Origin of the sequence: Pseudomonas sp. TREG-RG-20F-10-E-6-01, from assembly GCF_022662455.1 — a bacterium.
Taxonomy (GTDB): domain Bacteria; phylum Pseudomonadota; class Gammaproteobacteria; order Pseudomonadales; family Pseudomonadaceae; genus Aquipseudomonas.
This window is the reverse complement of sequence record NZ_JAKNQP010000005.1, coordinates 432,616-446,605: the sequence shown is the minus strand read 5'-3', so window position 1 is coordinate 446,605 and position 13,990 is coordinate 432,616. Positions and strand designations below refer to the sequence as shown.

Genomic DNA, 13,990 nt, shown 5'->3' with positions numbered 1-13,990 from the left:
CAGCTTACATCGCAATTTGCAAATACAATAATAACTCTATTGAATCTCTGCTAAAAGACCCCACTGCCCCTTCAGCCGAAGATACCGCTCCTAGTAAGAACCCCGACCAGAAAATACAGAGTGAAAAGAACAGCGCAGACTTAGCAAGGACAAAACGTACTCTTCAAACATTGTTGGGCGAGGACATGAATCAGGGCTGGCCCATTCAAGTCCTTCAGATACACTTCCAAACATCTCCAGATATCGCCATAGCAGAGTTGATAGATCAACCCTTGGCTACTGCCATTGAATCCCAAGACGGAAAAAAACTAGCTTCACTAGCAGGGTATTTTGGATTCACTGATTCGTTCCTGAGAGAGCTCGAAGGAGAAGTATCACCTAACAATCTTTTCCTAACACTTCACGAGGCCGCAACCTCGGAGAATTGCGACATTGCTATATTAATCCCTCATATCAATAAGAAATTCACAGAAAATCAATTACTGACGAGTCACGTTCCAGAAACCGGTTTTTTTGAAGCGATAAAAGAGCTGATTAGCTTAGGGCTTAGTAAAACCATATTCGAAGGAGAGCTTAAAGCTGCGCGAGAAGCATTTTTGCAGATGAACAGGCAAGCATATGAGCCAGACGCCACGGACACCTATCTAAAAACGGTGAACATGTATGACAGCTATCTCCACGCATTGGATGAGCCATTCCCAGAGATCGCGATGGATAGCTCAGAGATTCTCTTTCATACCTTAGTTCCGGATCCTGATCTCTTCGTAGTCGACGTGAACCGCATCACGCTTAGTCAGAAAGGACGCATAGATGCTGTGAGACAGCTTGTCTCGAATGATACGGTTGCATTCGACATGACCCCGCTACCGCAAGAGGAGTGGGTGCACTGCCTATACCAATACTTCGGAAGTATTAGGATGTCCAACGCGAAGCGTGAGTATCATCTGGGCGATGAGCTAGCGACCGAAATCACAACTGCAATAAACACAAATCCTACAGAAGAGAGATCTTGGCTAGGTCTGGCATTTTTTGAAAAATACGCAAGTACCGTGCCCGCGCTTATCAAAAGCCATCTACCCACTACAAAATCGAACCGCATAAAAATCGCGATGGCAGTCGCATATATGCGGCAAGAAATGGGTACAGAGCTTGCTGAAATACCAGAAATCGAATCTGTGTTTAGTCAAGAGTCCGAGTTTCTAAATTCTCTAGTTGGGCCTTTGCTTACTAGTGGTAATCTTTTCTCTCTGGCCCTCCAACCTGAGTCAAAAGCGATCGTAAGTCCGCTCCTTGCCCACGTAATTAAAGAGCGGCATGTAGCCACGATATTTGTACATCACCTATTCCAACAATACACGGAGCTGCGCGAAACTTTAGAGGAAGCAGGCCTAGCGGAAAGCGAATTTCTAATATGGATTCTCTCATTCACTCAAATCGCTGAACATCTACCGACGCTAGACAAGATAGACCCAGACTTCTTAGACATAATCTTTACCGGATCAGATGACAAACTGCTACCGCTCAGAGCTCGAATCCTGGATAGAGACTTTGGCTCCGATGTTGATGCAAGCGGCTGGCTCGATATTTTTAACAGCCCGAACCCTAGGGTAGCAAATGCACTGGATCGCATGGTGGAAGGCAAGCTGGATTTCAAAGGTGAAAAAAATGCTCACCCTGCATTTTCCACTTACATATCTACCTTGACAAAAAAATCACCTTTTATAGCCCCGCCCGCTCCGGTATTGGATAACATCAAGAACGTGCTAGAGCTTTTCGACAAGGATACTCTTTTTGTCATCGGAACTGAGCTCCGGGCCTGCGTTTATGATGCTGCAGCTCCTGTTGAGTCCTGCATTTTCATTTTGTCTGAACTCAACTTTCTCCTTCCAAGTATCACCCCTCGAAACGCAGTTGAAGAAGACCGCTTACTTCAAATACTTTTGTTCATCCATCGCAACCCAGAGTCTACATCCCGAGTCTCAGACTTCTTGGATCGTCGGTGGGAGCAGCTCGCGGATTGGTCGACTTCCCAGGATCACAAGGATACCTACGCCTCCTATGTAACAAAGCTTAAAGACAGGTTACCCAACGTTCATGCAGACCTTTCGAACAAAACAGGCTTCAAGGCGCGGATGAAAAAGTTCGCCAAAGCTTTGCTGGCCCGGCCAACTGATACCGAGGATTGAAGCTAGCCCCAGAAGGTGATCTACGGAGTCGACCGCCATTGATCACTTCAAATCCTTCGGGCGTCCGGGGTATGGCTTAGATTGGGTGAGTCAGCAAGATCGAGCCAGAAGCACTCCCAGTCAAGAGAAATACTTAAGCTTTCCCAGCAGGAGCAGGAGCAGGAGCAGGAGCAGGAGCAGGAGCAGGAGCAGGAGCAGGAGCAGGAGCAGGAGCAGGAGCACCAAAGCCTTGTGGGCTTTGGAATCAAAAGCAACAGCTAAGCAAGGGCAAGGGCAAGGGCAAGGGCAAGGGCAGTCAAAGCCTCATGGGCTTTGACACCAAAAGCCTGTATGTCTAGAAAATCACAGCCGAATAAATCGTGTCGCGCACCAGCGTCGGTGAGGGTTCGTTGCTCATCATGATCGCCAGGATCACCACCTCCACCAACACCGCGGCGAGGGTCAGGATCATGGTGCCGTAAGGGTCACCGACCTTTTCTGCCAGTTGTTCAGCGTGGTGGGCAACGCGCATCGAAGCCACGACGATGAAGACGATCAGCGCCACGCCACTGAGTAACGCCACCATCTGCCCGCTGTGCAGCATCCAGTGCTCCAACGGGTAGGCGACGATGGCGGCAATCAGCGCCAGTAACATGTATTTTTCTTGCTTGAGGGATGTGAGCATTCCGGGCCTTTTCATGCAGCAAATCAGTCATTGATGGGGTACAGACTGCACCACGCCGCTAACGTTTCGTTACACCTTAGTTCACGTGGCCCTTGCGTGAAAAAAACCAATACTCTCCTGCTGGTCAGGTTTTGCCGATTATTTCGGCCATGGCCTGTAGAATGCCGCCATTGCACCTGATGAGAATTTAGAAAATGTACGATTGGCTCAACGCCCTGCCCAAGGCTGAATTGCACCTGCACCTGGAAGGCTCGCTGGAGCCTGAATTGCTGTTCGCACTGGCCGAACGCAACAAGATTGCACTGCCTTGGAACGACGTCGAAACCCTGCGCAAGGCTTACGCCTTCAACAATCTGCAAGAGTTTCTCGACCTGTATTACCAGGGCGCCGATGTGCTGCGCACCTCCCAGGACTTCTACGACCTGACCTGGGCCTACCTGCTGCGCTGCAAAGAACAGAACGTGATCCACACCGAACCCTTCTTCGACCCGCAAACCCACACCGACCGTGGCGTACCGTTCGAAGTCGTGCTCAACGGCATTGCCGCTGCGCTCAAAGATGGCGAGCAGCAACTGGGCATCACCAGCGGTTTGATCCTCAGCTTCCTGCGCCACCTGAGTGAAGCCGAAGCTGAAAAAACCCTCGACCAGGCGCTGCCATTTCGCGACGCATTTGTGGCCGTGGGCCTGGACAGCTCGGAAATGGGCCACCCGCCGAGCAAGTTCCAGCGCGTGTTCGACCGCGCCCGGCACGAAGGCTTCCTCACCGTGGCCCACGCCGGCGAAGAAGGCCCGCCCGAGTACATCTGGGAAGCCATCGACCTGCTGAAAATCCAGCGTATCGACCATGGCGTGCGCGCCATCGAAGACGAACGTTTGATGCAGCGGATCATCGACGAGCAAATCCCATTGACCGTGTGCCCGCTGTCCAACACCAAGCTGTGCGTGTTCGACGACATGGCCCAGCACAACATCCTCGACATGCTCGAGCGTGGCGTGAAAGTCACGGTGAACTCGGATGACCCGGCGTACTTCGGCGGTTATGTCACCGAGAACTTCCACGCGCTGTATACCTCGCTGGGCATGACCCAGGACCAGGCCAAACGCCTGGCGCAGAACAGCCTGGATGCGCGGCTCGTGAAGCCATAATCCGCGCTCACTGAAGGAACACAGACTAACAGTGGGAGCGGGCTTGCCCGCGAAGGCGATGTGTCAGTCACTACCTGTGTCGACTGAAACACCGTCTTCGCGGGCAAGCCCGCTCCCACATTGACCTCACTGGCGTTTAGATTTCGGTCAATTCTTCCAGCGTCTTGCCCTTCGTCTCCATCCCAAAAACCCACACCACCAGCGCCGCCACCGCAAAACACAGCGCGCCCAAGGCAAACACCCCGCCCTGCCCCGTGATCGGAAACACCAGCCCCGTTACCAACGGCCCGAGCAACGAGCCGACCCGACCAATCGCCGAGGCAAACCCGGAACCGGTTGCCCGCGCCGAAGTGGGATACAGCTCTGGCGTGTAGGTGTACAGCACCGCCCACATGCCAAACAGAAAGAACTGCATCAACAGACCCGACGTAATCAGCAGCCCCACGTTGCCGCCAAACACTGCGCTTTGCCCATACACAAACGCCATCACGCCACCGCCCAGCAAGGTCACGACGCAGACCGGCTTGCGCCCCCAGCGCTCCACCAGCCAGGCGGCCATCAGAAACCCGGGAATCCCGCCCAGGGAAATGATCACCGTGTAGTACACCGACTGAGTGACCGCAAACCCCGACTGCTGCAACAACGCGCTCAACCAGGAGGTGAGCCCGTAGAAGCCGAGCAACGCAAAGAACCACACGTTCCAGATCATCATCGTGCGTTGCCGATACTGCGGCGACCACAGCTGCTGAAACGCCGAGAAAAACGTCCCCGGTACGCTCTCAACCCGTGGCAGGGCAATCGGCGCCGGCAAGTCGGCGCGCCCCAGCGAATCGCGCACTTTTTGCTCGATACCCTGCAACACCTTATCCGCCGCCGCGTGCCGACCGGCCTGCTCGAGCCAGCGCGGCGACTCCGGGATAAAAAACCGGATCGCCAACACAAACACCGCCGGCACCGCCAACACCAAAAAGATGTCACGCCAACCAATCACCGGCAGCAAGAAATAAGACAGCACGCCCGCCGCCACAAAACCCAACGGCCAGAAGCCATCCATCAGGGCGATGTAGCGCCCGCGCCCCTTGGCAGGAATCAGCTCAGAAAGCATCGACTGCGCAATCGGGAACTCCATGCCCATGCCGATCCCCAGCAAAATGCGAAACAGCGTCAGCGTCTCCACCGTCTGCGCCGTGGAGCACAGGTAGCTGGCGACGCCCCACAACACGATGCTCCACTGGAATACCGGTTTGCGTCCAAACCGGTCCGCCAACATTCCGGATAAAGATGCACCGACCACCATGCCGAAAAAACTCGAACTGGCCAGCAACCCGGCCTGGGCCGTACTGAGGCCGAACTCGGTTTTGATCGAACCCAACAGGAAAGTCATCATCGCCAGGTCCATGGAGTCGAAGAAAAACGCCAGCGCGATGATGATAAAGATGATTCGGTGGTAGCCGCTGATGGGCAACCGTTCCAGCCGTTCCGCTGCGCTATAGCCTTGCATGCCCATGCCGCACCCCCTGTATGAAAAATCCCCAACGCGAGTGTGCGGTATCGTTTTGCCTGGTTATTGCTGGATGCGACCTGACTGAAACTCTGAGCGACCATTGCCCTCCTGAGGCGCGGCCAGGCGGTTGATTTCCCCAAGCCCGATGTCGGAGAACTGCAGGGCGTGGGACTCGTTGACCACGCTGACCCAGCCCGATTGCAAAAACAGCTGCAACAGCCCCGCCCCCAATGCGCCCCCCAAGTGCGGTTGCTGCTGACTCCAGTCAAAACAATCACACGCCAGGGGCGAGGCCAACGCGTGGGTAAAAATGCCCAGGCCTGCCAGGCACTGCGCGCCCTTGACGGTGACCTCGGTACGCTGTTCATGACGGTCGATCCAACCGGCCTGGAACATGCGCTGGTAAAGCCCCGCGCCCAGTTCTCCGCCCAGGTGGCCATGGCATAACCGGGCTCGCCGCAACGCCGCCGGCGCCACCAGCGTCGGCGGCAGACCCTGCGGCGCACTGCGCACGGCGCTGGCCATGGTGGTACTGGCCAACGCGTCGATGGCAACGCTGACGTCGACGGCGGCGACACGAAACACGCGCTTGCCACGCTGGGCTTCAACCCGCAGCAAACCGCTTCCAGTCAGGCGCGACAAATGCGCGATCGCCGAAGCCGACGACAGCCCGGCAAGCCTCGCCAGCTCCTCTGACGATTTCGCCGACCCGTCCATCAAGGCCCAGAGCATGGCGGTGCGCTTGGGCTCGCAGAGCAAGCTGGCGATGTGACTGATGCAGGGTGCTTCTTCCATGTATTCACTCCTTGTTAAACCATTTGTCTGCTGCGGTTGGAACCAAAGTATAGGGGCGCAAACCGCCCGTTCCGCGGCGTCTGACAGCGCGGATAGGGACAGGATCTGAGTGAAATTTCTTGCTTTGATGGAGGCTATTGCGCGGTGCTCAATCGCTCCGGCCATTGCGCAGTCAATGTCGCACAGCGGGCCACGAGCATTTCCCGCAACAGGTTGATGGGCTTGCTCAATTGCGCACGATGCGCGCACAGCAGGTTGAGCGGCGTGCGCTCACCGCGCAGCTCCGGCAGGATCACGCGCAGACGCCCGGCCAGCACGTCGCTGCTCACATCCAGCCACGACTTGTAGGCGATACCGACACCCGCCACCGCCCAGCGCCGCACCACATCGGCGTCATCACTGAAGCGGTCGCCGCTCACCGTCAGGCTGACTTCACGCTTGCCGTCGTGAAAACCCCAGTGGTCGTGTACGCGGCTGCCGAGCATGTACAGCAGGCAATTGTGTTGCGCCAATTGCTCCAGATGCCGCGGCTCGCCGTGGCGGGCGAGGTAGCTGGGCGCGGCACACAGCACACGCCTGTTGTCCGAGGCGATGGGCAGCGCGATCAGGCTGGAATCTTCGGGCTCGCCGTAACGCAGGGCGATATCCACCGGCTGGCGGAACAGGTCGGCGATCCGGTCGCCCAACAGCAGGCGCACGGTGAGTTGCGGGTAGTCGCGCTGGAACTCATCGAGCCATGGCAACAGTTGGTTGCGCCCGAAATCCGACGGCGCCGACAGCTGCAGCACGCCGCTGACATGGTCCTGGCCGCTGGCCAACAAGCGCCGCCCTTCGTCCAGCGAACTCAAGGCTGCGCGGGCATATTCCAAAAAGCCTTCACCTTCGGCGGTCAGCCGCAGGCTGCGGGTAGAGCGCGCCAGCAACCGCGCGCCCAGTTGCTGTTCGATGCGTTTGAGCGCCGCGCTGGCCACGGCCGGCGACAGATCCATGACCCGCGCGGCAGCCGACAGACTGCCCAAGTCTGCCGCGCGTACAAACAACTGCAAATCATCAAACCGCAGCATGCATTACCGCCAATTATCAAAATTCCATTGAAACAGACTGCTGTTTTAGCGGGTTTTATCTTCACGGGAAATAGCCAATCATCTGCCCATCCCCTTCACCACGTGCCAGGAGTTGAATATGTCCACTGCCTTTAACGTCATCGCCACGCTGATCGCCAAACCCGGCCAACAGGCAACCCTGGAAACCCTGCTGCGCGGCCTGCTGGAACCGACCCGCCTGGAAGCCGGTTGCGAGCAATATGACCTGCACCAGGACCTGCAACATCCCGAGACCTTCTACATGCTCGAACGCTGGAGCGACGACGCAGCACTGGCCGACCACGACCAGAGCGCACACATCCAGAACTTCCGCGCCAAGGCCGCTGATGTGATCGAACACTTCGAACTCAAGCGCCTGAAATTTCTTGCCTGATCACTGCCCTTTTCCGGAGTCCCCATGAAAGCCATTGCCTACTACGCTGCACTGCCAATCACCGATCCAAACTCCCTGCAAGACATCGAGCTGCCGGAGCCGGTCGCCGGCCCGCGCGACCTGCTGGTGGAAGTCAAAGCCATCTCGGTCAACCCGGTGGACACCAAGGTGCGCCAGAACGTCGCCCCGGAAAACGGTGCCGCCAAGGTGCTGGGCTGGGACGTGGCGGGTGTGGTCAAGGCCGTTGGCAGCGAAGTGACCCTGTTCAAAGCCGGAGACAAAGTGTTCTACGCCGGCTCGCTGGTACGCCCGGGCGGCAACAGCGAACTGCATACCGTGGATGAGCGCATCGTCGGTCATATGCCCAAGAGCCTGGGGTTTGCCGACGCCGCCGCGCTGCCGCTGACCGCCATCACGGCCTGGGAGTTGTTGTTCGAACGCCTGCAAGTGCGTGAAGGCAAGGAAGATGAAGGCCAGAGCCTGCTGATCGTCGGCGCCGCCGGGGGTGTGGGTTCGATTCTGACCCAACTGGCCAGCCAGCTCACCGCACTGAAAGTCATCGGCACCGCCTCGCGTCCGCAAACTCAGGAATGGGCCAAGGCGCTCGGCGCCGACCTGGTGATCGATCACAGCCAACCGCTGAGCGAAGCGCTGAAAAACGCCGGCCACCCACAGGTGACCCACGTCGCCAGCCTGACCCAGACCGATCATCACCTCGACCAGTTGGTAGAAGCGCTGGAGCCACAAGGCAAGTTGGCGTTGATCGACGATCCGAAGTCGCTGGATGTGAGCAAGCTCAAGCGCAAGAGCCTGTCGCTGCATTGGGAGTTCATGTACACGCGCTCAATGTTCGAGACGCCAGACATGATCGAACAGCACAACCTGCTCAACCGCGTGGCTGACCTGATCGACGCCGGCACCTTGAAAACCACGGTGGGCGAGCACTTCGGTGTGATCAATGCCCAGAACCTGCGCCGTGCGCACACGCTGCTGGAAAGCGGTAAGGCCAAGGGCAAGATCGTGTTGGAAGGCTTTTAAAACGGTCTGTCAGCGTCGTCCTTTATTCCTGTGAGTAATGGACGACGCCGCTAGTCAGAGAGTTGACCTTTGTCATATTTGTGAGCGCATTCGGGTTTATATTGGCCGCCTTTGCCACGATTCTTTTACGTGAGGAAGTCAGCAATGAAGATCCTGATAAGAGCGTTAGCAAAATCGCCAGGCAACAAATGGCAGGTCAGCCTCGACGGCGACGCGTTCACCTTCCGCAGTGAGGCCGAAGCCCGGGCCTTCGCCGACACCCTGCAAGCGCGCATCCAGGCGCCGCACCGCATTCCCCTCAGCCAGCAACGCTCCGCCGCTGGCTGATCCGCACCTCAGACCTGCGCTTGCACGGCCCTCGCCCGTTGCAGGCGCTGGGTCGACATTGCAATCGTTACGGCCAATACACCGCACAAGGTGATGACCATCGCCATCGGCATCGCCGTGCCGTCGTGCAGCACGCCGACCAGCGACGCCGCGCCCGCCGCCACACCAAACTGAATGCAGCCCAGCAACGCCGACGCGCTGCCGGCCCGTGCGCCCTGCCCGCTCATGGCGCAGGCCGAGGTGTTGGGCAAAATGCAGCCAAGACTGGCAATGCAGATAAACAGCGGCACCAGCAACGGCCACAACGCTTCGGTACGCAAGGCGGCAATGCCCAACAGCGACAACGCCGCTGCCACATACACCCACACCGTGCGCGACAACAAAAACGCCGGGCCGCGCTTGGCCAGCAACCGCGCATTGAGCTGCGCCACCAGGATAAAGCCGGCCGCGTTGGAGCCGAACAGCCAACCGTAATGCTCGGCAGGCACGCCGTAGAGTTTGATGAACACGAAGGGTGAGCCGGCGATGTAGGCAAACATTCCGGCAATCGAGATGCCGCCGGTCAGGGCGTAGCCCAGGTACACGCGGTCCGACAGCAGCGCGCCATAGCGGCGCAGCGAACCGGACAGCGGCTGGCGCGGCTGATGGGCCGGGAAGGTTTCCGGCAAGCCGACTGCCACGGCGATGGCTGCCATCACGCTGAATATCGACAGCGCCAGGAAAATCGACTGCCAGCCCCACAACCCGACCATCAAGCCACCCGCCAACGGCGCGAGGATCGGTGCCAGGCCGGTGACCAGCATCAGTTGCGAATAAACCTTGGCTGAGCCCACGGCATCACATTTGTCGCTGACCACCGCACGGGAAATCACCATGCCCGCACACCCGCCGAGGGCTTGCACGAAGCGTGCGCCGATCAGCCAGTCCAGGGACGGCGCATACGCGCAGGCAAAGGAGGCGATGGTAAACAGCGTTACGCCACTGAGCAGCGGCACGCGCCGGCCAAAGCGGTCGGCCAGCGGGCCGTAGATCAATTGGCCAATGGCCAGACCCGCGAAATACACCGCCAACGTCAGCTGGATATGTTTTTCGTCGGTGGCGAACGCCGTGGCCATCGCCGGAAAGCCCGGCAGGTAGAAGTCGATCGCCAACGGCGCGAAGGCGCTCAAGGCGCCCAGAATCAGGATTATGCGGAGGTTCATCAGACACCCAAGTGAGTCGGCAGCCCGACAGTCTAGCCGCGCTTGGGTGCCATGAACATTACGTTAGCTCGCTAACTATCAGAAAAATTACGCGAGCTTGGCGCTGTAGCCTTCTTCGGTGATCAGCTCGATAACCTGCTCGGCGGACAAGCGACTTTCCACACCGACTTCCTTCGCCGCCAGGTTGACGTTGACGCTCGCCGCAGGGTCCTTGCTCTGCACCGCCTGGGTCACCGCCCGAACGCAATGGCCGCAGGTCATTCCTTCCACGTTGAATACTTGCATGACATGACTCCTTTGATGAGGTTGACGCCAGTCTCGACCTTGCCACGATGGCAAGGTCAAGTTTCAAAAACATCCGCCGGGCTGGTATTCAGCCGCCGCCTCGGCCAAGCTTCATCCATCTTGGATTTGAACCACGGAGCATTCGCCATGCGCTGGTCGTTTTTGGCCCTTATCGGCCTGTTGAGTTTGTCTGCCGCTGCGCCCATGGCCTTCGCCGACGAAGACTATGCGGTGCTGATCATCTCCCGCGAGCGCCTGGAAGTGCCGACCAGCTGCGAGATCGGCCTGTATATCCAGGACCAGTTGGCCGGGCGCCTGTTTCAGGAACAGGCCACGTCGTTCAACTTGCCGGCGGGTAACGTGTCGCTGCGCTTGAAACTGCTGCCGGGCCAAGCCCCTGGCTGCTTGCCGGGCATGCTCGCACCGCCCGCGCAGAACATCACGCTGAAGGCCGGTGATGTGCGCAAGCTGCGTATTGCCCAAGGCCCGGACGGCATGTACCTGAAACCCGCCGCCCTCGAATACTGAACACCTGCCTTGCCGGCCTCAGGTCCTTGCGTACGCGCCTGAATGGCGGCCGTCATCGCCGGCCAGCCACCGCCTGAGGCAAATAGCCCCTTGACCTTCCCCACAGGTCAAGGTTGATCCTAGGGGGCATCGTCTTCTGGAGGACTGCCCCATGAATGGATCCACCACGTTTGACCTGCCCATCAGCGGCATGACCTGTGCCAGCTGTGCCGGCCGTGTCGAGCGCGCGCTGGGCAAGGTGCCGGGCGTGCAACGTGTCAGCGTCAACCTGGCCAACGAACGCGCCCACGTCGAAGTGCTGGGCCAAATGGACCCCGGCGTACTGATCGCCGCTGTCGACAAGGCCGGCTACACCGCCACCCTGGCGCAAAGCGAAACCGCCACCGACGCCAATCAAGCCCAACGCCTGCATCGCGAGCGTTGGTCGCTGCTGTTGGCGATCGTGCTGGCCCTGCCGCTGGTGCTGCCGATGCTGGTGCAGCCCTTTGGCCTGCACTGGATGCTGCCCGCCTGGGTGCAGTTCGCCCTGGCTACGCCGGTGCAATTCATCTTGGGTGCGCGCTTCTACAGCGCCGCATGGAAGGCCGTGCGTGCTGGCGCCGGCAACATGGACCTGCTGGTGGCCATCGGCACCAGCGCCGGCTATGGCTTGAGCATCTATGAATGGCTCACCACGCCCGCTGGCAACATGCCGCACCTGTATTTCGAAGCCTCGGCCGTGGTGATCGCGCTGGTGCTGCTCGGTAAATACCTGGAAAGCCGCGCCAAGCGCCAGACCGCCAGCGCCATCCGCGCCCTCGAAGCCTTGCGCCCGGAGCGGGCGATTCGCGTGCTGGACGGCCGCGAAGAAGACGTCGCCATCAGCGCGTTGAAGCTCGGCGACCGGGTGCTGGTCAAACCCGGCGAGCGCTTCCCGGTGGACGGTGAAGTGATGGAGGGCCAGAGCCATGCCGACGAGGCCTTGATCAGCGGCGAGAGCCTGCCGGTGCCGAAACAGCCCGGCGATAAGGTCACTGGCGGCGCCATCAACGGTGAAGGTCGGTTGCTGGTGCGTGCCCAGGCGCTGGGTGCCGAAAGCGTGCTTGCACGCATCATTCGTCTGGTGGAAGACGCCCAGGCGGCGAAGGCTCCGATCCAGAAACTGGTGGATAAGGTCAGCCAGGTGTTTGTGCCCGCCGTGCTGGTACTGGCGCTGATCACCCTGGCGGGCTGGTGGCTCTACGGCGCGCCGCTGGAAACCGCGATCATCAATGCCGTGGCGGTGCTGGTGATTGCGTGCCCGTGTGCGCTGGGCCTGGCCACGCCGACCGCGATCATGGCCGGCACCGGCGTCGCCGCGCGCTATGGCATCCTGATCAAAGACGCAGAGGCCCTGGAACGCGCCCATGCAGTCAGCGCCGTGGTGTTTGACAAGACCGGCACCCTCACCTCCGGCGCGCCGAAAATTGCGCATTTGGCGGCGGTGGATGGCAATGAGTCGCTGCTGCTGCAACACGCCGGCGCACTGCAGCGCGGCAGCGAGCACCCGCTGGCCAAAGCCGTGCTGGATGCCTGCAACGCACAAGGCTTGAACGTGCCAGATGTGACGGCCAGCCAGGCGCTGAGCGGGCGCGGTATTGCGGGCACCTTGGGTGGCCGACAACTGGCGTTGGGCAATCGCCGGATGCTGGAAGAAAACGGCTTGAGCGCGGGTGACCTCGCGGCGTCCGCCAGCGCGTGGGAAGCCCAAGGGCGCACGTTGTCCTGGTTGATCGAACAAGGCGCGCAACCGCGCGTACTGGGCCTGTTCGCCTTTGGCGATACGCTCAAGCCCGGCGCACTGGAGGCCGTGGAACACCTCAGGGCCCAGCACATCAGCAGCCACTTGCTCACCGGCGACAACCGCGGCAGCGCCCGTGTGGTGGCCGAGGCACTGGGCATCGACGATGTACACGCCGAAGTACTCCCGGCCGACAAAGCCGCCATTGTCGCGCAGCTGAAAAAAACCGGCGCAGTGGCGATGGTCGGCGACGGCATCAACGACGCCCCGGCCCTGGCGGCTGCCGATATCGGCATCGCCATGGGCGGCGGCACCGACGTGGCGATGCACGCGGCGGGCATCACCTTGATGCGCGGCGACCCGCGCCTGGTGCCCGCCGCGCTGGAGATCAGCCGCAAAACCTACGCAAAAATCCGCCAGAACCTGTTCTGGGCCTTTGTGTATAACTTGATCGGCATCCCACTGGCGGCACTCGGCTTGCTCAACCCGGTGCTGGCGGGCGCGGCCATGGCCCTGTCCAGCGTCAGTGTGGTGAGCAATGCGTTACTGTTGAAAACCTGGAAGCCCAAGGATTTGGAGGATCAACGCCCATGAACATCGGCCAAGCCGCCCGTCAGAGCGGGCTGAGCGCAAAGATGATTCGTTACTACGAATCCATCGGCCTGCTCAAAGCCGCCCACCGCACCGACAGCGGTTACCGCGTGTACGGCAGCGATGACTTGCACACACTGGCGTTCATCAAACGCTCGCGGGATCTGGGGTTTTCGCTGGAGGAAGTCGGCAAGCTGCTGACCTTGTGGCAAGACCGACAGCGCGCCAGCGCCGATGTGAAAGCCTTGGCGCGCGAGCATATCGAGGCGCTGAACCAGAAGATTCTGGAGCTGGGGCAACTGCGCGATACGTTGCAGGACCTGGTGGAACACTGCCAGGGCGATCATCGGCCCGATTGCCCGATTCTCAAGGAGTTGGCGTCTGGCAGCTGTTGCGCCTGAGCAATGTTTATCAGGCACACGCAGAGCAAAATGTGGGAGCGGGCTTGCTCGCGAATGCGGTGGATCAGTCAAATGATGTATGACTG

General features: G+C 59.4%; 12 protein-coding genes and 2 pseudogenes. 8 read left to right on the top strand and 6 right to left on the bottom strand.

All coding sequences use genetic code 11. The features are described 5' to 3' along the window. Positions 1–2,186 (top strand): annotated as a pseudogene (locus tag L8K08_RS18135) (hypothetical protein); the annotation flags it as partial. 329 nt (positions 2,187–2,515) lie between these two features. On the opposite strand, the pseudogene L8K08_RS18130 reads toward L8K08_RS18135, so the two are convergent. After that, positions 2,516–2,850 (bottom strand): annotated as a pseudogene (locus L8K08_RS18130) (calcium:proton antiporter); the annotation flags it as partial. 194 nt (positions 2,851–3,044) lie between these two features. Here L8K08_RS18130 and L8K08_RS18125 point away from each other — a divergent pair. Then, positions 3,045–3,998 (top strand): adenosine deaminase, encoded by a 954-nt coding sequence (locus tag L8K08_RS18125; protein WP_119737737.1) that lies wholly within the window; start codon positions 3,045–3,047, stop codon positions 3,996–3,998. 136 nt (positions 3,999–4,134) lie between these two features. Here the strand turns inward: L8K08_RS18125 and L8K08_RS18120 are convergent, their stop codons facing one another. The 3 genes from L8K08_RS18120 to L8K08_RS18110 all read right to left on the bottom strand — a co-directional run bounded on the left by L8K08_RS18120 (position 4,135) and on the right by L8K08_RS18110 (position 7,361). Then, positions 4,135–5,505, bottom strand: coding sequence for an MFS transporter (locus tag L8K08_RS18120; protein WP_242199121.1), 1,371 nt, complete (start codon positions 5,503–5,505; stop codon positions 4,135–4,137). 57 nt (positions 5,506–5,562) lie between these two features. Further along, positions 5,563–6,297 (bottom strand): helix-turn-helix transcriptional regulator, encoded by a 735-nt coding sequence (locus tag L8K08_RS18115; RefSeq protein WP_242199119.1) that lies wholly within the window; start codon positions 6,295–6,297, stop codon positions 5,563–5,565. Between the two features lie 134 nt (positions 6,298–6,431). Further along, a complete protein-coding gene (locus tag L8K08_RS18110) occupies positions 6,432–7,361 on the bottom strand; it encodes a LysR family transcriptional regulator (RefSeq protein ID WP_242199117.1) in 930 nt (309 codons plus the stop codon). Positions 7,362–7,479: 118 nt separating this feature from the next. On the opposite strand from L8K08_RS18110, the gene L8K08_RS18105 reads away from it, so the two are divergent. The 3 genes from L8K08_RS18105 to L8K08_RS18095 all read left to right on the top strand — a co-directional run bounded on the left by L8K08_RS18105 (position 7,480) and on the right by L8K08_RS18095 (position 9,138). Further along, positions 7,480–7,773 carry a putative quinol monooxygenase gene (locus L8K08_RS18105; RefSeq protein ID WP_242199116.1) on the top strand — a complete coding sequence of 98 codons (294 nt, stop codon included), beginning with the start codon at positions 7,480–7,482 and terminating at the stop codon, positions 7,771–7,773. Positions 7,774–7,797: 24 nt separating this feature from the next. Beyond that, positions 7,798–8,811, top strand: coding sequence for a zinc-binding alcohol dehydrogenase family protein (locus L8K08_RS18100; RefSeq protein ID WP_242199114.1), 1,014 nt, complete (start codon positions 7,798–7,800; stop codon positions 8,809–8,811). Positions 8,812–8,955: 144 nt separating this feature from the next. Beyond that, positions 8,956–9,138 carry a hypothetical protein gene (locus L8K08_RS18095; RefSeq protein WP_017134711.1) on the top strand — a complete coding sequence of 61 codons (183 nt, stop codon included), beginning with the start codon at positions 8,956–8,958 and terminating at the stop codon, positions 9,136–9,138. 8 nt (positions 9,139–9,146) lie between these two features. Here the strand turns inward: L8K08_RS18095 and L8K08_RS18090 are convergent, their stop codons facing one another. Next, positions 9,147–10,340, bottom strand: a complete 1,194-nt coding sequence (locus L8K08_RS18090) for a multidrug effflux MFS transporter (protein WP_145160363.1) — start codon at positions 10,338–10,340, stop codon at positions 9,147–9,149. Positions 10,341–10,427: 87 nt separating this feature from the next. Continuing rightward, positions 10,428–10,625 carry a cation transporter gene (locus L8K08_RS18085; protein ID WP_106577736.1) on the bottom strand — a complete coding sequence of 66 codons (198 nt, stop codon included), beginning with the start codon at positions 10,623–10,625 and terminating at the stop codon, positions 10,428–10,430. 147 nt (positions 10,626–10,772) lie between these two features. On the opposite strand from L8K08_RS18085, the gene L8K08_RS18080 reads away from it, so the two are divergent. The 3 genes from L8K08_RS18080 to cueR all read left to right on the top strand — a co-directional run bounded on the left by L8K08_RS18080 (position 10,773) and on the right by cueR (position 13,904). Continuing rightward, entirely contained in the window at positions 10,773–11,153 is a 381-nt protein-coding gene (locus L8K08_RS18080) for a hypothetical protein (protein WP_106577735.1), read from the top strand. A 151-nt stretch (positions 11,154–11,304) separates the two neighbouring features. Next, complete coding sequence (locus L8K08_RS18075; RefSeq protein WP_242199111.1) at positions 11,305–13,506, top strand: heavy metal translocating P-type ATPase; 2,202 nt, start codon at positions 11,305–11,307, stop codon at positions 13,504–13,506. Beyond that, complete coding sequence (gene cueR, locus L8K08_RS18070) at positions 13,503–13,904, top strand: Cu(I)-responsive transcriptional regulator (protein WP_106577733.1); 402 nt, start codon at positions 13,503–13,505, stop codon at positions 13,902–13,904. The genes L8K08_RS18075 and cueR overlap by 4 nt, the downstream gene beginning before the upstream one ends. Positions 13,905–13,990: the final 86 nt, after the last annotated feature.